Source organism: Streptomyces sp. NPDC058637 (assembly GCF_042717325.1).
Lineage (GTDB): Bacteria > Actinomycetota > Actinomycetes > Streptomycetales > Streptomycetaceae > Streptomyces.
This window is the reverse complement of the sequence record NZ_JBHXRD010000050.1, coordinates 23,295-42,045: the sequence shown is the minus strand read 5'-3', so window position 1 is coordinate 42,045 and position 18,751 is coordinate 23,295. Positions and strand designations below refer to the sequence as shown.

Below are 18,751 nucleotides of genomic sequence, written 5' to 3'. Positions count from 1 at the left end.
ATTTTTTTAACACATTTCGATTTTCAGTGGCTGGCGGGGGGGGGCGCCGTGGCGGGGCGCCCGCCGACGGAGACCCCAGCACAGCAGCGGACCAACTGCACGAAGGGGAAGCCATGACAGCGACGACCGACGGAAGCACCGGGGCCGCGAACCTCCGCGCAGCCCCGGTAAGCGATCCGACCGACACGACCATCGCCGCGGACGACGTCCTCGCCGTCGCGCGACGGGCCGCGGAACGCTCGGTGGAGCACCTCCTCGGCAGGCAGGACGAGCAGGGCTGGTGGAAGGGGGACCTCGCCACCAACGTCACGATGGACGCCGAGGACCTGCTGCTCCGTCAGTTCCTGGGCATCCAGGACCCCGCCACGGTGCAGGCGGCAGCCCGCTTCATCCGCGGCGAGCAGCTCGGTGACGGCACCTGGGCCACCTTCCACGGCGGGCCCGGCGACCTCTCCGCCACCATCGAGGGGTACGTCGCACTCCGGCTGGCAGGAGACCGGCCGGACGACCCGCACATGATCCGCGCCGCGCGCTTCGTCCGGGACCGGGGAGGCATCGCGGCGGCCCGGGTCTTCACCCGGATCTGGCTCGCCCTCTTCGGCTGGTGGAAGTGGGACGACCTGCCGGAGCTGCCGCCCGAGCTGATGTTCTTCCCGAAGTGGGTCCCGCTCAACATCTACGACTTCGGCTGCTGGGCCCGCCAGACCATCGTCCCGCTCACCGTCGTCTCCGCGAAGCGTCCCGTCCGCCCCGCCCCGTTCACCCTCGACGAGCTGCACACCGATCCGGCGAACCCGACCCCCCCGGGGCGCACGGCCCCGATGGCCAGCTGGGACGGTGTCTTCCAGCGGCTCGACAAGGCGCTGCACGCCTACCACAGGGTCGCCCCGCGCCGACTGCGCCGCGTGGCCATGAACGCCGCGGCCCGCTGGATCATCGAACGCCAGGAGAACGACGGCTGCTGGGGCGGCATCCAGCCTCCCGCCGTCTACTCGATCATCGCCCTGCACCTGCTGGGCTACGACCTCGACCACCCGGTGATGAGGGCCGGGCTCGCCTCGCTCGACCGGTTCACCGTCCGGCGCGAGGACGGTGCCCGCATGATCGAGGCCTGCCAGTCACCGGTCTGGGACACCTGCCTCGCCACCATCGCGCTCGCCGACGCCGGACTGAGCCCCGACCACCCGGCCCTCGTGAAGGCCGCCGACTGGATGCTCGGTGAGGAGATCGTACGGCCGGGCGACTGGTCCGTACGCAAGCCTGAACTGGCCCCCGGTGGCTGGGCGTTCGAGTTCCACAACGACAACTACCCGGACATCGACGACACCGCCGAGGTCGTTCTCGCGCTGCGCCGGGTCCGCCACCCGGACCCCGACAGGGTCGAGGCCGCGATCGAGCGGGGGGTGCGCTGGAACCTCGGCATGCAGTCCCGCAACGGGGCCTGGGGCGCCTTCGACGCGGACAACACCAGCCCCTTTCCGAACAGGCTGCCGTTCTGCGACTTCGGCGAGGTCATCGACCCGCCGTCCGCCGACGTCACCGGGCACGTGGTGGAGATGCTCGCCGTCGAGGGCCGGTCGAGCCACCCCCGTACCCGCAGGGGAATCGAGTGGCTGCTCGCCGAACAGGAGGCGAGCGGCGCGTGGTTCGGCCGGTGGGGCGTCAACTACATCTACGGCACAGGGTCCGTGGTGCCCGCACTGATCGCGGCCGGTCTGCCCGCGGCGCACCCCTCGGTCCGGCGGGCCGTCGGCTGGCTCGAGTCCGTCCAGAACGACGACGGCGGCTGGGGCGAGGACCTGCGCTCCTACCAGGAGGAGAAGTGGATCGGGCGCGGAGCGTCGACCGCCTCCCAGACCGCCTGGGCCCTCCTCGCGCTCCTCTCCGCCGGGAGGCGCGACAGCAGGGCCGTCGAGCGGGGCATCGGCTGGCTGGCGGGAACCCAGCTGGCGGACGGTTCCTGGGACGAGCCGTACTTCACCGGAACCGGCTTCCCGTGGGACTTCTCCATCAACTACCACCTCTACCGGCAGGTGTTCCCCCTCACCGCACTGGGCCGGTACGTCTACGGCGACCCGTTCGCCACCGGTTCCGGTAAGGGGGCCTGACCGGATGGGGGACGACCGGAGACCAACCGCCCCCGCCACGCCGCTCCTCATCGCCTGTGCGCTCGCCATCGAGCACTTCGCCCTGCGCACGGGCCGGGGCAACGGAGCTCCCGGGCCGGTGACCGTCATCAGGACCGGGATGGGGCCCAAGGCCGCCGAGAACGCCGTCCGGCTCGCGCTGGGGCGGGACGGAGTCCGAGGGGCCGCGGTCATCGCCTCGGGTTTCTGCGCCGGGCTGGCCCCCGGCATGCACCCCGGCGACCTCGTGGTGGCCGAGGAGACCCGCGACGACAACGGCACGACGCCCTGCGTCGGGACGGGCCTGCTCGTCGACGCCCTGACCAGGGCGGTGCCGGGCCGCGCCGTCCACACCGGACCACTGACCGGCTCCGGCCACGTCGTCAGGGGACCCGAACGCGCCGGGCTCCGGGCCACCGGCGCCATCGCGGTGGACATGGAGTCCGCCGCCACGCTCCGCACCGCCGTACGGACCGGGGCACGCCCCGTTGCCGCCGTACGGGTGGTCGTGGATGCTCCTGAGCATGAGCTCGTCCGCATCGGCACGGTACGCGGTGGAATATCGGCATTCCGTGTTCTTCGTGCTGTCCTTCCGGCTTTCCATGAATGGCACCGATCTTTGCTGCTCCCCAGGAGGTGAGCCCAGATGGCCATGCCGCTCCGTCAGTCCATCAAGGTTGCGACGTATCTCATCGAACAGAAGCTCCGCAAGCGGGACAAGTTCCCGCTGATCGTCGAGCTGGAGCCCTTGTTCGCCTGCAATCTGGCGTGCGAGGGCTGTGGGAAGATCCAGCACCCGGCCGGAGTCCTCAAGCAGCGCATGCCCGTGGCCCAGGCCGTCGGGGCGGTGCTCGAATCGGGTGCCCCGATGGTGTCGATCGCCGGTGGCGAGCCGCTGATGCACCCGCAGATCGACGAGATCGTGCGCCAGCTGGTGGCGAAGAAGAAGTACGTCTTCCTCTGCACCAACGCCATGCTGATGCGCAAGAAGCTCGAGAAGTTCACGCCGTCGCCGTACTTCGCCTTCGCCGTGCACATCGACGGGCTGCGTGAGCGGCACGACGAGTCAGTGGCGAAGGAGGGCGTCTTCGACGAGGCGGTCGAGGCGATGAAGGAGGCCAAGCGGCGCGGCTTCCGGGTCACCACCAACTCCACCTTCTTCAACACCGACACCCCGCAGACCATCATCGAGGTACTCAACTTCCTCAACGACGACCTGAAGGTCGACGAGATGATGATCTCGCCCGCCTACGCCTACGAGAAGGCACCCGACCAGGAGCACTTCCTGGGCGTGGAACAGACCCGTGAGCTCTTCAAGAAAACCTTCGCCGGCGGCAACCGGGCCCGCTGGCGGCTGAACCACTCGCCGCTCTTCCTGGACTTCCTGGAGGGCAAGGCGGACTTCCCCTGCACGGCGTGGGCGATCCCCAACTACTCGCTCTTCGGCTGGCAGCGGCCCTGTTACCTGATGAACGACGGGTACGTCCCGACGTACCGGCAGCTCATCGAGGAGACCGACTGGGAGAAGTACGGCCGCGGCAAGGACCCGCGGTGTGCCAACTGCATGGCGCACTGCGGCTACGAGCCGACCGCGGTCCTCGCCACCATGGGGTCGTTGAAGGAATCGCTGCGCGCGGCACGGGAGACCATCGGCGGCAACCGGTGACGTCCTGACCACGGGAGAGCCGGTCGCTCCGGCTCTCCCCGGGCCGGCGGCCCGGCCTCGACGCGCCACCCCACGCGGCGCGTCGCCGGCCGCCGGTCGGTACGCGCCGGTGCGCGAACGGGTACCCGCCCCGGGGCCCCGGCCGTGACCGTGAGCCGCAAACAGGACCGGAGAGAGGGCCCGAGCATGACGATGCCGGAGAACATCCTGGGGCCGCGGGATCTCAAGGCACCGAGCCCGTCGGAGCTCGGCGGACTCGCGGACGAGATCGCACGGATCGGCGCCGAACGCCCGGACGTCGTCGCGATCACCGCGGCGATGCCGCACCCCGCCGGACCGACCCGGTTCGCCGAACGGTTCCCCGACCGAGGGCGGCGGACACGAACATGGTGAAGGAGAGCGGGCGATGAAGGACGACGGGCCCGAGGGCTTCGATCTGGCACGGCTCCTCGCGGAACGCGGCGCCGAACGCTACGAGCTGCACACCCGGCACCTGAACCACCAACTGCCGCGCATGCTGCGCACCCTCGGCTTCGACAAGGTCTACGAGCGGGCCGAGGGCGCGTACTTCTGGGACGCGGACGGCGACGACTACCTCGACATGCTCGCCGGATTCGGCGTGATGGGGCTCGGCAGACACCACCCCGTCGTACGCAAGGCACTGCACGACGTCCTCGACGCCTCGCTCGCCGACCTCACCCGCTTCGACTGCCAGCCGCTGCCCGGACTGCTGGCCGAACGGCTGCTGGCGCACAGCCCGCACCTGGACCGGGTGTTCTTCGGGAACAGCGGCACCGAGGCGGTCGAGACCGCCCTGAAATTCGCCCGGTACGCGACCGGGAAGCCACGTGTCCTCTACTGCGACCACGCCTTCCACGGGCTGACAACCGGCTCGCTCTCCGTCAACGGCGAGTCCGGATTCCGGGACGGCTTCGCACCGCTGCTCCCCGACACGGCGATCGAGCTCGGCGACCTGGACGCCCTGCGGCGCGAGCTGAAGCGCGGCGACGTGGCGGGGCTGGTCGTCGAGCCGATCCAGGGCAAGGGCGTCCACGCCTCACCGCCGGGCTTCCTGAGGGCCGCGCAGGAGCTGCTGCACCGGCACAAGGCGGTGCTCATCGCCGACGAGGTGCAGACCGGGCTCGGCAGGACCGGCGACTTCTACGCCTACCAGCACGAGGACGGTGTCGAGCCCGATCTCGTCTGCGTGGCCAAGGCGCTGTCCGGCGGCTACGTGCCGGTCGGGGCGACGCTCGGCAAGGACTGGATCTTCAAGCGCGTCTACTCCTCCATGGACCGGGTCCTCGTCCACTCCGCGAGCTTCGGATCGAACGCCCAGGCCATGGCGGCCGGACTCGCGGTGCTCGCCGTGATGGAGGACGAGGAGACGGTCGCGAACGCCCGCCGCACCGGTGATCTGCTGCGGGAGCGGCTCGCCGCACTCGTCGGCCGCTACGAGCTGCTGCATGAGGTCCGCGGGCGGGGCCTGATGATCGGCATCGAGTTCGGCCGGCCCTCCTCGCTGAAGCTCCGCAGCCGATGGACCATGCTCCAGGCCGCCCGCAAGGGCCTCTTCGCCCAGATGGTGGTGGTGCCGCTGCTGCAGAAGCACCACATCCTCACGCAGGTCTCCGGCGACCATATGGAGGTCATCAAGCTGATTCCGCCACTGGTCATCGGGGAGCGGGAGGTGGACCGCTTCGTGACCGCCTTCACGGCCGTCATGGACGACGCGCACAGCGGGGGCGGGCTGATGTGGGACTTCGGCAGGACCCTGGTGAAACAGGCGGTCGCCAACCGGTGAGCACGACTGCTCCAGGGCGCTCCACGGCGCATCAGGGCTTTTTACCTCTCAGGCAAAAAATTTGCCCGAGAGGAAAGATCCTGGCTCAATGGAAGCATGAATCCTCCCGAAGGAGGGGTGGCCGACGAGGTGCCGGGGGTCGCGCCGCGCCTGCGTGACCTGCGCCGCAACCGAGGTCTCACCCTGGAGACCGCCGCCGGGCGGGCCGGGCTCTCCCCGGCCCATCTCTCCAGGCTCGAAACGGGCCGCAGGCAGCCCTCATTGCCCATGCTGCTCGGACTTGCCCGCATCTATGGTACGACGGTCTCCGAGCTCCTCGGTGAGATGCCGCCCGAGCGGGACGCGATCGTGCGCGGCGGCGCCGTCGGCGGGTCGCCGCGAGGACCTTTCGGAGGGATCCCCTTCGGAGGGGGTTCCGGGGGAGCCTCTTCCGCGGGTATCTCCCAGGGGTCTTCCGGTGGCTCCTCGGGCGGCTCCTCGGGCGGTGGCGGCGCGGAGGCCGACGGCTGGCTGTACCACCAGGCCGGTGCCTCGGGCCGCGCCATGCAGGCGCTGCGGGTGAGCGTCCCGTACGGAGCCCAGAGCGATCTCGTACGCGTCCATCCCGGCGAGGAGTGGCTGTACGTCCTCGACGGGCGGCTGCGGGTGGCCCTGGGGGAGACCGTGCACGACCTCGACCCGGGTGACAGCGCGCACTTCGACTCGCTCACCCCGCACCGGATCGCCGCGCTCGACCGTGGCGGTGTGCGGCTGCTCTTCGTCCACACGCTGTTGCAGAGTCCCGCCGCCGAGCTGTGCCTGGGCGGCGAGGTCCACCGCGGGTGAACCCCGCCCCGCCCCGCTCCACCACTCCGTAGACCCTTCGTCCCCTCGGCCCGAGCGGTCGAAAGAGAGGACTCTCATGTCTGATTCATCCAACTATGACCCTCTCACTCCGCGCAGGCCCGAGGGTAAGGACACGCAGGAGCGGAAGATGCCCCGAGGCGTGGTCATCCGGCTCTTCGCCTACCTGGTGGCCGGGCACGTCGTCGCGGCCTTCCTCTTCATCCTGTTCACCGTGGCGGGCAAAGGCTGACCCGCCCGGCGCGACGGCCGGCCGGCCCGGGGCCGGCCTCTCGTTCGGATCATGCCGGCCCCGCTCCCTGCCCCGGCCTGATCCGAACGAGAGGCCCTAGGCGCCCTCGACCAGGCGCTCGCGCAGCTTCTCGCGCGTCGCGGGGGCAAGCTTCAGGCCCTCCGTGAGGTAGCGCTCCGTGCCGCCCCAGGTGTCCTCGATCGCCGTGAACGCGGCGTCGAGGTAGTCGGAGTGCGCGCCGAACAGCGGATTGAGCAGTTCCATCACCTCTTCCGACATCCCCGCCGAAGAGGTGTCGCTGCGCCGCACCTTGTAGCGCCGGTGCGCGTCGTTGGACTTCAGGTAGTCGGCCTCGATGGCCTCCTTCTCGACACCGACGGCCAGCAGCGAGATCGCGATCGACAGGCCCGCCCGGTCCTTGCCCGCGGCGCAGTGCATGAGCGCGGGGACGCTGTCCTCGGCCAGTGCGTGCAGCACCCGGCTGTGCTCGGCCGTGCGGTCCTTGATGATCGACCGGTACGAGGCGATCATGCGGTCCGTCCCCCTGTCGCCGGCGAGGATCGATCGCAGCTGCTGGATGTTCCCGTCACGCACGAGCCGCCAGAACTCGGCGCCGTCGGCCGGGTCCGAGAGTGGAATGCTGACATTCCGGACGCCGGGCAGTTCCACGTCATGACCGTCGAGCTTGCGGTCCGCCGCGTTGCGGAAGTCGAAGACCGTGTGCAGGCCGAGGCCGGCGAGGAAGGCCGCGTCCGCCTCGGTGGCGTGCGCCAGGTGGCCGCTGCGGTAGAGGCGTCCGTGCCGGACCTTCCCGCCGTCCGTGGTCGGGAGCCCGCCCACATCGCGGAAATTGCGGACACCGGTCAGCTCGATGTCGGTCGACGGAACCTCTGGCAGCTGCGTCACAAGGACTCCTGGAGTGTCTGGCGTCGGCGCGGCTCGCCGACGAGGCCACGCTCGCGACGATACGACATGCGTTCATCGGACAACCGTCTCGGCCGCCGCCCTGTTTTCAGGTCCGCGCGAAAGAGGACGAAATCGAGCAATGTCCGTATTGATGCATTTGGCAGAACATGCCCTGCTTGCATGGGAGATGGGTCGGGCAGGTGAGCGGGATCATATCCGTGACGGTGTGTGGCGGAACCGCGGGCGGGTATTCCGGACGCCGCGCGGAAAGCCAAGATCCGTAATCCACGGAGTGTGACCGTAATTCCCGGCGGGAAATGAAGAGCGGATTCCGGTTCGCAACCGGCGGCTTGTTCCCGGCGTCCTGGCTCGCTTACGGTCACGGTCAATCCGGACGGAACGCCTAATCCTGCCGCCGCCCGGAATCCGCACCGACCAACGTGTGGCAGGAACGGGGGAACCAGGTAAGCCGCCGGCCGGAGGGATCCGGAACGGCTCGGGGTCAAGTCGCGTCCAGCGCGGCCGGGCATCTCCAGTCCGAACCCGACAGCTCACCTCGTAGGCGCCGGAGAGGAACTCCCCATGCCCGCAAAGGGTAAGCACCGTCGTACGAAGACCGGCCCCATCACCCGAGGCGTCCTCGCCGCCGGGACCGGTGGCGCCGTTCTCGCCCTTCCGCTGATCGGCGCCACCGGCGCCCACGCGGCGGAGCAGGCCGCGCCTGCCGCCAAGTCCGCCGCGAGCGCCGCCCACAGCGCGCCCGCCGCCTCGGTGGCGAAGAAGCAGAGTGCTCCGAAGACCTACTCCGTGGTCTCCGGCGACTACCTGTCGAAGATCGCGGCCGACCAGAAGCTCAAGGGCGGCTGGGAGAAGCTGTACAAGGACAACCGCGACGTCGTCGGCGACGACCCGAGCCTGATCTTCCCGGGCATGAAGCTGACCCTCGGCGCCAAGGCGTCCGGTTCGGCCGAGCGGTCCGCGCCCAAGGCCGCGCCGTCCGAGGCGACCCCCTCGAAGGCCGAGTCGGCGCCCAAGGCCGCCGCCCCGGTCGAGAAGGCCGTAAAGGCGACCGACACCGCCGACACCTCCGACTCCACCGCCGCTTCCGCGGGCAACAGCTCCGGCTGGGCCGCCCCCGTCGCCGACGCCAACGTCACCACCCAGTACCGCGCCTCCGGCGCCAGCTGGTCCAGCGGCTACCACACCGGCTCCGACTTCCAGGCCGCCTCCGGCACCGGCGTCCGGTCCATCGGCCCGGGCACCGTGGTCTCGGCCGGGTGGAGCGGTTCGTACGGCAACGAGGTCGTCATCCAGCACAGCGACGGCATGTACTCCCAGTACGCCCACCTGTCCTCGCTCGGTGTCTCCGCCGGCCAGACCGTCACCGGCGGCCAGCAGATCGGCCTCTCCGGCTCCACCGGCAACTCCACCGGCCCGCACCTCCACTTCGAGGTCCGCACCGGCCCGAGCTACGGCTCCGACGTCGACCCGATCGCGTACCTGCGCTCGCACGGCGTCGCCATCTGAGCGTCTCCATCCGAGCGTCTCCATCCGAGCGTCCGCGTCCGGCATCTTCGGATGAGCGACTTCAGGTGAGCGTCTCCGAATGGCGTGAAGAAGAGGGGCGGTGCGCGACTGCGCGCCGCCCCTCTTCTTATTCCGGCTTTACCAAAACCTGACCGGGTGGTCTTTCTCACCACCCGTCAACCCCCTATTACGGTCGCGTAGGTCACAATCGAAGGTGCAGGATATGCGCTTGTGGCAGACGATTCGAGAAACACACGACGAGGCATCATCGGGTCGTACGCAGCGATTGGCGACAGCTTCACCGAAGGCGTCGGGGACCCCGGCCCCGACGGGAGGCTCCTCGGCTGGGCGGACCGGTTCGCGGTCCTCCTCGCGGACCAGCTCCCGGTCCCCGGAGCGGTGGTAGGTCCCGCGGACGGCCCGCACGGGAACTTCCGGTACGCCAATCTCGCCGTACGCGGACGCCTCCTCGACCAGATAGTCGCGGAACAGGTCCCCCGCGCCAAGGAGCTGGCACCGGATCTGGTGAGCTTCTGCGCGGGCGGCAACGACATCATCCGGCCCGGCTCCGACCCGGACGACGTGGCGGAACGCTTCGAGCGCGCGGTCGCCGAACTGACGCAGGCGGTCGGCACCGTCATGGTCACCACCGGCTTCGACACCCGTCACGTCCCCGTACTCCGGCACCTGCGAGGCAAGATCGCCACGTACACCGCCCACGTCCGGTCCATCGCCGACCGCTACGACTGCCCGGTCCTGGACCTGTGGTCGCTGCGGTCCGTGCAGGACCGCCGCGCCTGGGACGACGACCGGCTGCACCTCTCGTCCGAGGGGCACACCCGGGTCGCGCTGCGTGCCGCCCAGGTCCTGGGACTCGACGTACCGGCCGACCCCGACCGGATGTGGCCGCCGCAGGTACAGCGCAGGACGATCGAGGTGCGGCGCGACGACATCCACTGGGCGCGTGAGTACCTCGTGCCGTGGATCGGACGACGTCTGCGCGGCGAGTCCTCCGGTGACCACGTCGAGGCCAAGCGCCCCGACCTGCTCCCCCTGTGAGCCCTCTGACGGACGGTGCGGTCCCCGCGGCTCCCGTACGGAGCGGTCCGTCGCCCCTGCCCGCGCCCTGCGCGGAGTGGGTGCTGCGCGCCGCGCGGGCCACGGACGTCGAGGCGGTCGCGGAGCTGCGGGCCGTCGTCATGCGCGCGGACCTGGAACGCCTCGGCCGCTACGACGAGCACAGGGTGCGGCAGCGGCTGCGGGACTCGTTCTCCACCCGCCACACCTCCCTCGTCCTGGCCGGCGGTGAGTTCGCGGGATGCGTCACCGTCCGGCCCGCCGACGACGGGAAGCTGCTGGAGCACTTCTACCTGGCCCCGCGCCACCAGGGCCGGGGGCTCGGATCGGCCGTGCTGCGCACGGTGCTCGCGGACACCGACCGTAAGGGCGTGGCCGTGCGGCTGAACGTCCTGCGCGGCAGCGCCGCCCGCCGGCTCTACGGGCGTCACGGATTCGTCGTGGAGTCCCAGGACCCGGTCGACGTCTTCATGGTGCGACGTCCGGCAGGCCCGGGCGCCGCTCCGCGAGCCTGACCGGCGACAGCGTGAGGGACTGCCCGCGGGCGGTTGCGGTCCGCGGGCGGGCGGGTATCCGCTCCAGGACACCGCCCGCGAAGACGTCGTACAGGGGCAGCGTCTCCAGGTGCACGTAGCCGATGTGGCAGTCGCACACCTCGGCCGGACAGCCACGCGGCCCGAGGGAGCGCCGGTAGCTGCCGTCGTAGAGGTTGCCAAGCTCGGCCCGGACGAAGTGGCAGCGCCGCACCGTCCCCTCACCGTCCACCGAGATGACGGACTCGCCCGTCCGGCAGGGCAGCCCCGCCGAACGGTGCGGGTGCCTGCTGTACGGGAACAGCGGGTCCAGGGCCGTCCACCGGTCGGCCTCCTCGTCCGTGTAGGTGTGCCCCTCGGCCGCGTTGATCCAGAGGTACACCTCGTCGGGCAGCGCGGCCCGCAGCCGCCGGGCCTCAGCCAGGTGGTCGTCCAGCCCCACGACCCCCACGCTGTAGCGCACCCCGAGGTCCGACAGCTCCCGGCACCTGCCGAGGAACCGGTCGTACGGTGTCTGGCCCGGGTGATACGTGCACCACAGGGCGACCTTCTCGCGCTCGGCGAGGGTCAGCCATCCGGTACGGGCACTCAGATTGGTCTGGACGGCGACCCGCCCGACGTGCGGCAGCCGCGACAGCTCCACCACCGCCCGCCGGTACCAGGACCGGACCAGTCCCTCGCCCCACGGGGTGAACAGCACCGACAGCCGGTCGCCGTTCTGCGTGGCGGCCCAGTCCGTGAACCGCTCCAGCGCCGCCCGGTCCGCCCGCAGCTGCTCGCCGCTGTCGCGCCGCTTGGCGAAGGGGCAGTAGGGGCAGTCGTAGTCGCACGAGGCCAGCGGGCCCCGGTAAAGGATCGTCAGATCCATGTTCCTCGCCCCCTGTCGGTCGGGTCCACGGTCAGGACGGCCGTACTCATCGGGCGGCTCACTTCAGCTCGTACGCGGCCATCGCGGCCCGTACACCGGGGGAGAAGAGCTCCGGGCCCAGCGCGTCGGAGTGCGCCAGGCCCTCGGGCGAGAGCCGCAGCAGTCCGGGGGCCGCGGACGCGTCCAGCCAGCCGCGCCCGGCGAAGAGGTCCAGCTCCGTGGCGAAGTCGGCCCGGGGATCCGACCCGAACCGCTCGCGGTACTCCTCGGGCCGCAGGCCCTCGGCCTGGAGCAGCGACTGCAGCAGATGGCGCCTGCGCGCCTCGTCCCCGTCGACGTACCTGCCGACCTCGGCGCGTGAGAAGTCCTCGGTGGCCGTGAACCCGTCGATGATGCCCCTGATCTCCCGCATCTCCACCGCGTAGTCGAAGGAGTAGTGCAGCGAGGAGGTGTACGAGCGGGCGCCACAGCCGAGCCCGATCATGCCGTCGGTCTGGCAGGCGTAGTCCTCGGGACCGGCGTGCGGGGCGCCGGCGCGGCGGAACATCCGCATCGACACCTGCTCGTACCCCTGGTCCAGCAGGTGGTCCCGGCCCGCGCGGTAGAGGCGCAGCCGCTGTTCGTCCCAGGCCGCGTCCTGTTCACCGGTGGAGCAGGTGGAGCCGGTCGAGGTGCTCTGGCGGCCGAGGCCGGTCAGCGGGCGTACGTACAGCGGGTAGAGGTACAGCTCCTCCGGACGCCAGGACAGGGCGGCGTCCAGGGAGGTGCGCCAGGTCTCCTCCGTCTGACCGTCGATGCCGTAGATCAGGTCGATGTTGAGGACCGGGATGCGGGCGTCACGGATCCGGCCGAGGGCCGCCTCGACCTCGGACCTGTGCTGCGGGCGGACCGCCGCGCGGGCCTCGGCGTCGACGAAACTCTGCACACCGATGCTGATCCGGGTGGTGCCCCGGTCGGCGAGCACGCCCAGCCGGTCCGCCGTCGCGGTCGACGGGGAGGTCTCCACCGACAGGGGTACGGAGCGCAGATCGGCGCCCATCCGCTTCTCCGCGATGTCGCAGAGCCGCTCCAGCTCACCGGCGGTCAGGAAGGTGGGGGTGCCGCCACCGAAGGCGGCGGCCGCGAACCGCACCGGCCCCTCGTCACCCAGCGCCTCCCGCACGGCGGACGCCTGCCGGTCCAGCGCGTCGAGATAGCGCGTGGCCAGCTCGTCCGGCGCGCCGATCCGGGTGAACAGGTTGCAGAATCCGCAGCGGACCTCGCAGAACGGTATGTGGAGGTAGAGGGAGAGCGCGTCCTTGCGTTCCCCGGCCCACAGGTCGCCCAGCAGGGGACGGCCGGTGGCGTGGACGCCGAGCGGGCGGTACGCCGTCTTGTGCGGGTATGCGTAGACGTAGCTCTGGTAGGGCCTGGTGGTGCAGGTCATCGAGATGCCCCCGGATCGAGGAAGAAGTGGGCGTACGGCACGGTCCAGACCGCTTCGTGGCCGAGCCGGTGGCCGGTGTACCCGTCGTCGCCGTAGGCCGTGCCGTGGTCGGAGCAGACGATGGCGAAACACCTGCGCCGGCTGCTCGCCGCGGCGAAGAGAAGCCCGATGTGCCGGTCCACGTACTCCAGGGCGGCGGCATGGGTCTCCCGGGAGTCGCCCGCCTCCGCGGTGGCGCCGGGCAGGTGGAACCAGTTGGGCTGGTGCAGGGCCGACACGTTGACGAAGAGGAACAGCAGCTGGTCGCGGGGCAGTTCCGCGACGACCTGTGCGGCGCGGGTCACCTGCGCCTCGAAGGACGTCGGCGAGGCGACCCCGAATTCCGGCTCCCAGTGGCTCTCCTGGAACATTCCGGGCAGCACCGAGCCGAGCGGCGGGCGGCGGTTGAAGAAGCCGACCCCGCCGACGCACACCGTGCGATAACCGACCCCGGCGAGGCCGGAGAGCAGATCCGGGGTGTCATGGACGAAGGTGGAGCCCGCGGTGGACTCGCTGCCCTCGAAGCGTGCCGCGAACAGCCGGGGGTGCGGGCCGGGCGACGCGGGCGTCGGCAGGAAACCGGCGAAGATCGCCTGGTGGGAGGCGTAGGTGAAGCTACCCGGCGCATGCCTCTTCTCCCAGGCGCCGTCCGGCAGATGCCGGGCCAGATTCGGCAGGCGCCCGGCGGCGGCCAGCTCCACGGCGACGTCGTACCGCAGTGTGTCCAGGGTGACGAGCAGCAGGTCGTGACTGCCCACGACCGCGTTCATGTCGGGATCACGGGTGTCCGTGGTCCCTGTCTCCGCGACGCCGGACGACACGTCAGAGGGCCGCGACGGCACGGTCGTCCCTGACACCGCCGTTCCTGGCGCTTTCGTTCCTCGCACGTTCGTTCCTCAGCTGTTCCTCGTTGTTACTCAGTACGGCGGCCACCTGGGCCGCGTACGTGTCCAGGCCTTCCGCACCGCTCCCCGGCAGCCCCGTGAGCCGCGGCAGGAGGTCACCGAAGGCATTGACCTCCCCGACGGCGAAGCGCCGCCAGCCGGTGGCGGGCAGCAGGTCGACACCCACGCACAGCGTCTCCGGGAAGCAGGCCGCGGCCCGCTCGCACACGGCCAGGGCCGCGTCCCAGCTGCCGCCCGCCGCCTCGACGGCGGACCGCACCTCGTCGAGATCGCCGCGGGCCCCGCCCAGATGCAGATTGGTCATGGGGGACCGGCTGGTCCGCACGACGGCGTGCGTCGCCCGGCCGGCGACGACGACGACCCGGAGGTCGGCCACCCGCCCCCGCTGCGACGCCTTGGGCAGCCACCGCTCGATGTGCAGCCCGTCCGGCGCCAGGGCGTCCACGACCGCCGCCACCTCCTGCTCCGTCGTACAGCGGCGGACCCGGAGGGAGTTGAAGAGCAGCCCCCCGCCGTCCCGCTCGACGGACGTGGTCGCCCGCACCCGGCCGGGGCCGGCCGTCTCCACGGCCAGCACCCCGGAGGCGGACGAACCGTGCGCGGGCTTCACGAACACCCGCGGCATGCGGTGACCGGCCATCAGCTCCCGCACGTCCGCCCACCCCCGCACCGGGGCCGCCGAGGGCCCCGACGTGGGCGAGTCAGGCACGGGCACGCCGGCGGCGTCCAGCACACCGTGACAGAGCCGCTTGTCGAACAGGACGGAGATGTCGTCCGGATCGTTCAGCAGAACCGCCCCGGCCGCCTTCGCCGCCCGCGCCACGTCACGTACCGCCGAGGTGAAGCGGGCGTACCAGCGGGCCGAACCCTCCACCCTGGTCGGGTCGTCGACCCCGCGCAGCAGCCGCTCGACCTCGGCGTCCTCGCCCGGCGATTCGATGCGCACCCGCTCGCCCGGCAGGAAGGCCGCCTCGCCCCTCAGCACCTCCAGCCAGGACACCACGCGCGCGTCCGGCAGCCCGGCGGAGCGCACGGCGTCCTGGAAGAGGGCCACCCTGCGGTTGCCGGGATTACCGACGACCGCGAGGCGTGGCAGCACGCTATTCGCTGACCGCGACATAACGGGGCTCGTCGTCCGTCGGATCCCAGTCGTCGGCCTCCTCCAGATCGACCTCGACGCCGGCACGGTCGCACAGATCCTGGATGCGGGAGACCAGCGGGCCGGTGAGGTAGTGGTGGTGCAGATCCAGCGAGGTCAGATGGGTGAGCGGCTGACCGTCGAGGAGGGCCTGGGCTCCCTCGTCACCGAGGGTGCCCATCGCGAGCGAGAGCGACTCAAGCTGGGCGACGACCGGGGCGGAGGCCACGGCCGTCGCGATCTCGTCCTGGATGTCGCTGTTCCGCAGGCCCAGGTGGCGCAGCCGGGGGAACGCGGCGCCCGACAGCACGGGACGCATGTCGTCGACCGTCGTGTCGCCGCCGTACCAGTCGACACCCAGCCAGAGATCCAGCCGTTCCAGGGCGGGCAGCTCGGACGCGCCGACCGCACGCACGACATGGCCCGGCAGGCCACCGGACTCGAAGCGCAGCGACTTCAGGCTCTGATGCCGCACCGGCCGCAACCGCAACTTCTCCTGCCCGGGGCCGGAGTCGCCGCAGCCGCGTACCGTCAGCTCCTCCAGGAGGGGGAAGGCGTCGATCAGCGGGGTGACGTCGCACATCTCCAGCCAGGACAACTCGCACTCCTCGCCCACCACATCGGCGAGGAACAGCGCGCGGAGGGCCGGGAACCGACGGGCGTCCGCGACGATCCGCTCCACCACGGGGGCGAACGGGGTGTAGTCCTCCTTCCACCAGGGGCCGATCATCAGGGCCCGGACCCGGGTCGGGTCGACCGAGCCGAGGAAGTGCTGCCAGAGCTCCGGGAACGTCAGCCCCTTCCAGCCGCACTCCAGCCGCCAGGCCACGGAATCCGCCGCGGGCAGGCCTTCCGGCACCGGATCCTCGCCGGGCACGGGCAGCGTGAGGACCGTCAGGCCGTGGAAGGTGTCGGGGTGCTCGATCGTCATCGGGCCGTCACTCCGCAACCGTGGTGTAGCGGCCGGCGGCGCCGCGGTCGTCCCACGGCTCGCACCGCTCGGACAGGTCGACCCGCACACCGTGCGGCTCCAGGGCCTCGGTGATCCTGCGCTCCATCGGCTCGGTCAGGAAGTGATGATGCAGATCGAGCGTGGTGAGATGGGTGAGCGGCTGGCCTTCGAGCAGCGCGGCAGCCCCCTCGTCCCCGAGTGTGCCGCAGGACAGGTCCAGCGTGCGGAGCCGGGCGACCAGAGGGGCCGACGCGACCGCGGCCGCGATCTCGTTCTCGATCTCGCTGTTGCGCAGGCCCAAGTGGTGCAGCCGCGGGAACCGGGTGCCGGAGAGCAGCGGCGCGAGGGCCGGGAGGCCCGTGTCGCCGCCGTACGCCGAGACGCCCAGCCAGAGATCGAGGACCTCCAGCGCGGGCAGCTCACTGTCCAGCACACCACGCACCACCTCGGAGGGCAGGCCGCCCGTCTCGATGGTGAGCGCCCGCAGGGAATCGTGCTTGACCGGCGGGAACACCAGCTCGCTGCCGCCGCGCACACCGAGACCCTCAAGGCCGGGGAACGCGGTCAGGAGCGCGGTGACGTCGGACTGCTGGATCCAGGAGATCTCGGCCTCCTCCATCTCCAGGTCCCCGACGAAGACCGCGCGCAGCGACGTCAGTTTGCCGGCCGCGGCGATGACGAGACCGATGGGGTACGACGACGTCTCCTCGTACGTCTCCCCCCACTGCCCGATGATCAGAGCCTGGACGCCGGCCGGGTCGACGGCTTCGAGGAACGACGTGAACTCCTGCTCCCACGTACGGTCCTCCGTGTCCGGGTCGAACGGATCGACGCTCACGCGCCAGGCCACGGCGTCTGCCGCCGGAAGGGCGGCCCCACCGGTCTCGTGCTGGAAATCGACGGCCGGAAGGCCGAGCAACTCGTGCAGGTGGTCCACACCGGACATGGCACTGAGCTCCTGATACTGAGGACGATTGTTGTCGCAAGGTGTATCAAGCCCCACTGACAACGGTCGGACCGGGCCCGTCCCGCGGCCCGTTGTCAGACCCCCGCCGTAGCGTTTCGTTCGTGGCCGGCACAGCGGGTGCCGCTACCGAGGGGAGACGTCTGTGTACCGGCAGGGCGATGTACTGATCGTGGCGCTGGACGAGTCCGAGGTGCCCGCGCACTTCCTCGACGCACCGGGTGAACTGCGTGACGGGCGGGGGCGGCTGGTGCTCGCCCTGGGTGAGGTGACCGGACACGCCCACGCGGTGCAGGGGCCCGGCAGGCTGATGCGGGAGGCCGGTCCGTTCGGCCCGACGCTGCTCCATCTCCCCGACGGAGGGCGGGTGGTGCACGAGGAGCACGCGACGATAGCCCTGCCCAAGGGCTGGTTCCGCGTGGTGCGCCAGCGGGAGTACACGCCGGGCGCCGTCCGCATGGTCGCGGACTGACCTTCGCGGCGATGGATGCGGGGGTGCGGCGGAAGTGACGGCGTGGCGGGTGCGGCGGCGTGGCGGGGCGGTGAGCGGGATCGCCGCGGTGAACGGGATCGTTGGGATGGACGCGGTGACGCGCGGCCAACAGGCAGACCAGGACAGGGGACGGGAAATCCGATGCAGTACGTGAACGCGTGGCGGGCCGTGGCGGCGGCGACGGGTGAGGCGGACCGGGGCGCCGCCGAGGACGGGGTGCGGCTCGCCTACCGCAGCGCGGGGCTCGCCGAGCCGGAGCGCATCATCTGGGCGGACTCGCCACGGGCGGCGGTCGAGGCGGTGGCGAAGCTCACGGACGCGGGGCGCTCGGTGCGTGAGGAGGTCCGCACCCGTCCCTGGGCGGAGGAACGCCGACGGATGTACGACGAGTTGGGCCCGGCGGGCTGGTCCGCCCTGTGGTCCGCCACCGGGGCACAGCTGTGGGAGACCACGGCCGCGCTGGCCGAGCGGATACGCACGGGGGTCGTCGCGGAGCTCGCCCCGCGGCCCGAGGACGAGTCCGCCGTGCGCCTGCTCCTGCTCGACGCCGTCCTCGGCCAGCACGACGCGGCCTGGCTCGCGGCCTTCGACGGCCGGGGCGAGCGGTTGACAGGGCTGGCCGAGGTCGCCAGGAACGCCGCCTGGTGGTGGCCCTACGAGCGGGCCGTCGTGATCAGCGAACGGCCCGTGGTACTCCACCGCGACGAGGCGGGACGGCTCGACCGGGGCGACGGCCCGGCGCTCGCCTACCGTGACGGCTTCGCGCTGTACGCCTGGCGCGGCATGCCCGTGCCCGCCGAGTTCCTCGACGGGCTGGCGACCCTGACCCCCGACCGGATACGGGCCGAGGAGAACGCGGAACTGCGCCGCGTGATGCTGGAGTACTACGGATACGACCGCTATCTCGCCGAATCGGGCGCCGAGCCGGTGCACCGTGACGAGACCGGCATCCTCTGGTGCATCGCGATGGACGGCGACGAGGACGTCGTGATGGTCGAAGTCGTCAACTCGACCCCGGAGCCGGACGGGACCAGCCGCACGTACTGGCTGCGGGTGCCGCCCCGGACCAGGACGGCCAAGGAGGGGGTCGCCTGGACCTTCGGACTCGACGGGGCGTCCTACGCCCCGGTGCGCCAGACCTGACCGGGGCAGCCGCGGCGGCCCGCACCGGGCGCTGTTCTTCGCGGTTGCCGCCGCTGACCCGCTGACCGCTGACCCGCTGACCCGCTGACCCGCTGACCTTGTAGGGCTG

General features: G+C 71.2%; 19 protein-coding genes and 1 riboswitch. Of the genes, 12 read left to right on the top strand and 7 right to left on the bottom strand.

The features are described 5' to 3' along the window. Nucleotides 1–113 precede the first annotated feature (113 nt). The 7 genes from shc (at nt 114) to ACFWVP_RS32865 (ending at nt 6,671) form a co-directional block, all read left to right on the top strand. On the top strand, nt 114–2,108 hold the full coding sequence (shc, locus tag ACFWVP_RS32895; protein ID WP_384501652.1) for a squalene--hopene cyclase: 1,995 nt from the start codon (nt 114–116) through the stop codon (nt 2,106–2,108). 4 nt (nt 2,109–2,112) lie between these two features. Continuing rightward, nucleotides 2,113–2,766, top strand: a complete 654-nt coding sequence (locus tag ACFWVP_RS32890) for a 1-hydroxy-2-methyl-2-butenyl 4-diphosphate reductase (protein WP_384501651.1) — start codon at nt 2,113–2,115, stop codon at nt 2,764–2,766. A gap of 6 nt (nt 2,767–2,772) precedes the next feature. Then, entirely contained in the window at nt 2,773–3,792 is a 1,020-nt protein-coding gene (gene hpnH / locus ACFWVP_RS32885) for an adenosyl-hopene transferase HpnH (protein WP_384501650.1), read from the top strand. A 186-nt stretch (nt 3,793–3,978) separates the two neighbouring features. Continuing rightward, entirely contained in the window at nt 3,979–4,185 is a 207-nt protein-coding gene (locus tag ACFWVP_RS32880) for a hypothetical protein (protein WP_384501655.1), read from the top strand. 13 nt (nt 4,186–4,198) lie between these two features. Further along, a complete protein-coding gene (locus tag ACFWVP_RS32875; RefSeq protein WP_384501649.1) occupies nt 4,199–5,596 on the top strand; it encodes an aspartate aminotransferase family protein in 1,398 nt (465 codons plus the stop codon). A 96-nt stretch (nt 5,597–5,692) separates the two neighbouring features. After that, a complete protein-coding gene (locus tag ACFWVP_RS32870; protein ID WP_384501648.1) occupies nt 5,693–6,421 on the top strand; it encodes a helix-turn-helix domain-containing protein in 729 nt (242 codons plus the stop codon). 76 nt (nt 6,422–6,497) lie between these two features. Next, nucleotides 6,498–6,671 carry a DUF6126 family protein gene (locus tag ACFWVP_RS32865; protein ID WP_384501647.1) on the top strand — a complete coding sequence of 58 codons (174 nt, stop codon included), beginning with the start codon at nt 6,498–6,500 and terminating at the stop codon, nt 6,669–6,671. Between the two features lie 96 nt (nt 6,672–6,767). Here the strand turns inward: ACFWVP_RS32865 and ACFWVP_RS32860 are convergent, their stop codons facing one another. Further along, on the bottom strand, nt 6,768–7,577 hold the full coding sequence (locus ACFWVP_RS32860) for a tyrosine-protein phosphatase (protein ID WP_384501646.1): 810 nt from the start codon (nt 7,575–7,577) through the stop codon (nt 6,768–6,770). A gap of 406 nt (nt 7,578–7,983) precedes the next feature. After that, a riboswitch (cyclic di-AMP (ydaO/yuaA leader) is annotated at nt 7,984–8,155 on the top strand. A gap of 4 nt (nt 8,156–8,159) precedes the next feature. On the opposite strand from ACFWVP_RS32860, the gene ACFWVP_RS32855 reads away from it, so the two are divergent. The 3 genes from ACFWVP_RS32855 to ACFWVP_RS32845 all read left to right on the top strand — a co-directional run bounded on the left by ACFWVP_RS32855 (nt 8,160) and on the right by ACFWVP_RS32845 (nt 10,696). Further along, nucleotides 8,160–9,104 carry a peptidoglycan DD-metalloendopeptidase family protein gene (locus ACFWVP_RS32855; RefSeq protein ID WP_384501645.1) on the top strand — a complete coding sequence of 315 codons (945 nt, stop codon included), beginning with the start codon at nt 8,160–8,162 and terminating at the stop codon, nt 9,102–9,104. A gap of 231 nt (nt 9,105–9,335) precedes the next feature. Further along, nucleotides 9,336–10,163 (top strand): SGNH/GDSL hydrolase family protein, encoded by an 828-nt coding sequence (locus tag ACFWVP_RS32850; RefSeq protein ID WP_384501644.1) that lies wholly within the window; start codon nt 9,336–9,338, stop codon nt 10,161–10,163. Nucleotides 10,164–10,219: 56 nt separating this feature from the next. Further along, the gene (locus ACFWVP_RS32845; RefSeq protein WP_384501654.1) at nt 10,220–10,696 is read left to right on the top strand and encodes a GNAT family N-acetyltransferase; all 477 of its coding nucleotides are present in this window, start codon (nt 10,220–10,222) and stop codon (nt 10,694–10,696) included. Here ACFWVP_RS32845 and ACFWVP_RS32840 read toward each other — a convergent pair. The 6 genes from ACFWVP_RS32840 to ACFWVP_RS32815 are packed head-to-tail and all read right to left on the bottom strand — an operon-like array spanning nt 10,650 to nt 16,988. Next, complete coding sequence (locus ACFWVP_RS32840; RefSeq protein WP_384501643.1) at nt 10,650–11,582, bottom strand: STM4011 family radical SAM protein; 933 nt, start codon at nt 11,580–11,582, stop codon at nt 10,650–10,652. The two genes, ACFWVP_RS32845 and ACFWVP_RS32840, sit on opposite strands and share 47 nt — an antisense overlap. Before the next feature lie 58 nt (nt 11,583–11,640). After that, entirely contained in the window at nt 11,641–13,008 is a 1,368-nt protein-coding gene (locus ACFWVP_RS32835) for an STM4012 family radical SAM protein (protein WP_384501642.1), read from the bottom strand. Beyond that, complete coding sequence (locus tag ACFWVP_RS32830; protein WP_384501641.1) at nt 13,005–13,817, bottom strand: STM4013/SEN3800 family hydrolase; 813 nt, start codon at nt 13,815–13,817, stop codon at nt 13,005–13,007. The genes ACFWVP_RS32835 and ACFWVP_RS32830 overlap by 4 nt, the downstream gene beginning before the upstream one ends. Before the next feature lie 52 nt (nt 13,818–13,869). Then, nucleotides 13,870–15,072: an STM4014 family protein gene (locus tag ACFWVP_RS32825; RefSeq protein WP_384501640.1), complete on the bottom strand. Its 1,203-nt coding sequence runs from the start codon at nt 15,070–15,072 to the stop codon at nt 13,870–13,872. Further along, complete coding sequence (locus tag ACFWVP_RS32820; protein WP_384501639.1) at nt 15,053–16,021, bottom strand: STM4015 family protein; 969 nt, start codon at nt 16,019–16,021, stop codon at nt 15,053–15,055. The genes ACFWVP_RS32825 and ACFWVP_RS32820 overlap by 20 nt, the downstream gene beginning before the upstream one ends. A 7-nt stretch (nt 16,022–16,028) precedes the next feature. Beyond that, complete coding sequence (locus ACFWVP_RS32815) at nt 16,029–16,988, bottom strand: STM4015 family protein (protein ID WP_384501638.1); 960 nt, start codon at nt 16,986–16,988, stop codon at nt 16,029–16,031. 163 nt (nt 16,989–17,151) lie between these two features. Between ACFWVP_RS32815 and ACFWVP_RS32810 the strand changes: the two genes are divergently transcribed. Next, nucleotides 17,152–17,478, top strand: coding sequence for a hypothetical protein (locus tag ACFWVP_RS32810; RefSeq protein WP_384501637.1), 327 nt, complete (start codon nt 17,152–17,154; stop codon nt 17,476–17,478). 162 nt (nt 17,479–17,640) lie between these two features. Beyond that, entirely contained in the window at nt 17,641–18,642 is a 1,002-nt protein-coding gene (locus ACFWVP_RS32805) for a DUF6745 domain-containing protein (protein WP_384501636.1), read from the top strand. Nucleotides 18,643–18,751: the final 109 nt, after the last annotated feature.

Excerpts from the sequence above, each read along its gene's own strand:
- shc (WP_384501652.1), top strand. The coding sequence starts at position 114 with ATGACAGCGACGACCGACGGAAGCACCGGGGCCGCGAACCTCCGCGCA.
- ACFWVP_RS32890 (WP_384501651.1), top strand. The coding sequence starts at position 2,113 with ATGGGGGACGACCGGAGACCAACCGCCCCCGCCACGCCGCTCCTCATC.
- hpnH (WP_384501650.1), top strand. The coding sequence starts at position 2,773 with ATGGCCATGCCGCTCCGTCAGTCCATCAAGGTTGCGACGTATCTCATC.
- ACFWVP_RS32880 (WP_384501655.1), top strand. The coding sequence starts at position 3,979 with ATGACGATGCCGGAGAACATCCTGGGGCCGCGGGATCTCAAGGCACCG.
- ACFWVP_RS32875 (WP_384501649.1), top strand. The coding sequence starts at position 4,199 with ATGAAGGACGACGGGCCCGAGGGCTTCGATCTGGCACGGCTCCTCGCG.
- ACFWVP_RS32870 (WP_384501648.1), top strand. The coding sequence starts at position 5,693 with ATGAATCCTCCCGAAGGAGGGGTGGCCGACGAGGTGCCGGGGGTCGCG.
- ACFWVP_RS32865 (WP_384501647.1), top strand. The coding sequence starts at position 6,498 with ATGTCTGATTCATCCAACTATGACCCTCTCACTCCGCGCAGGCCCGAG.
- ACFWVP_RS32855 (WP_384501645.1), top strand. The coding sequence starts at position 8,160 with ATGCCCGCAAAGGGTAAGCACCGTCGTACGAAGACCGGCCCCATCACC.
- ACFWVP_RS32840 (WP_384501643.1), bottom strand. The coding sequence starts at position 11,582 with ATGGATCTGACGATCCTTTACCGGGGCCCGCTGGCCTCGTGCGACTAC.
- ACFWVP_RS32835 (WP_384501642.1), bottom strand. The coding sequence starts at position 13,008 with ATGACCTGCACCACCAGGCCCTACCAGAGCTACGTCTACGCATACCCG.
- ACFWVP_RS32830 (WP_384501641.1), bottom strand. The coding sequence starts at position 13,817 with ATGAACGCGGTCGTGGGCAGTCACGACCTGCTGCTCGTCACCCTGGAC.
- ACFWVP_RS32825 (WP_384501640.1), bottom strand. The coding sequence starts at position 15,072 with ATGTCGCGGTCAGCGAATAGCGTGCTGCCACGCCTCGCGGTCGTCGGT.
- ACFWVP_RS32820 (WP_384501639.1), bottom strand. The coding sequence starts at position 16,021 with ATGACGATCGAGCACCCCGACACCTTCCACGGCCTGACGGTCCTCACG.
- ACFWVP_RS32815 (WP_384501638.1), bottom strand. The coding sequence starts at position 16,988 with ATGTCCGGTGTGGACCACCTGCACGAGTTGCTCGGCCTTCCGGCCGTC.
- ACFWVP_RS32805 (WP_384501636.1), top strand. The coding sequence starts at position 17,641 with ATGCAGTACGTGAACGCGTGGCGGGCCGTGGCGGCGGCGACGGGTGAG.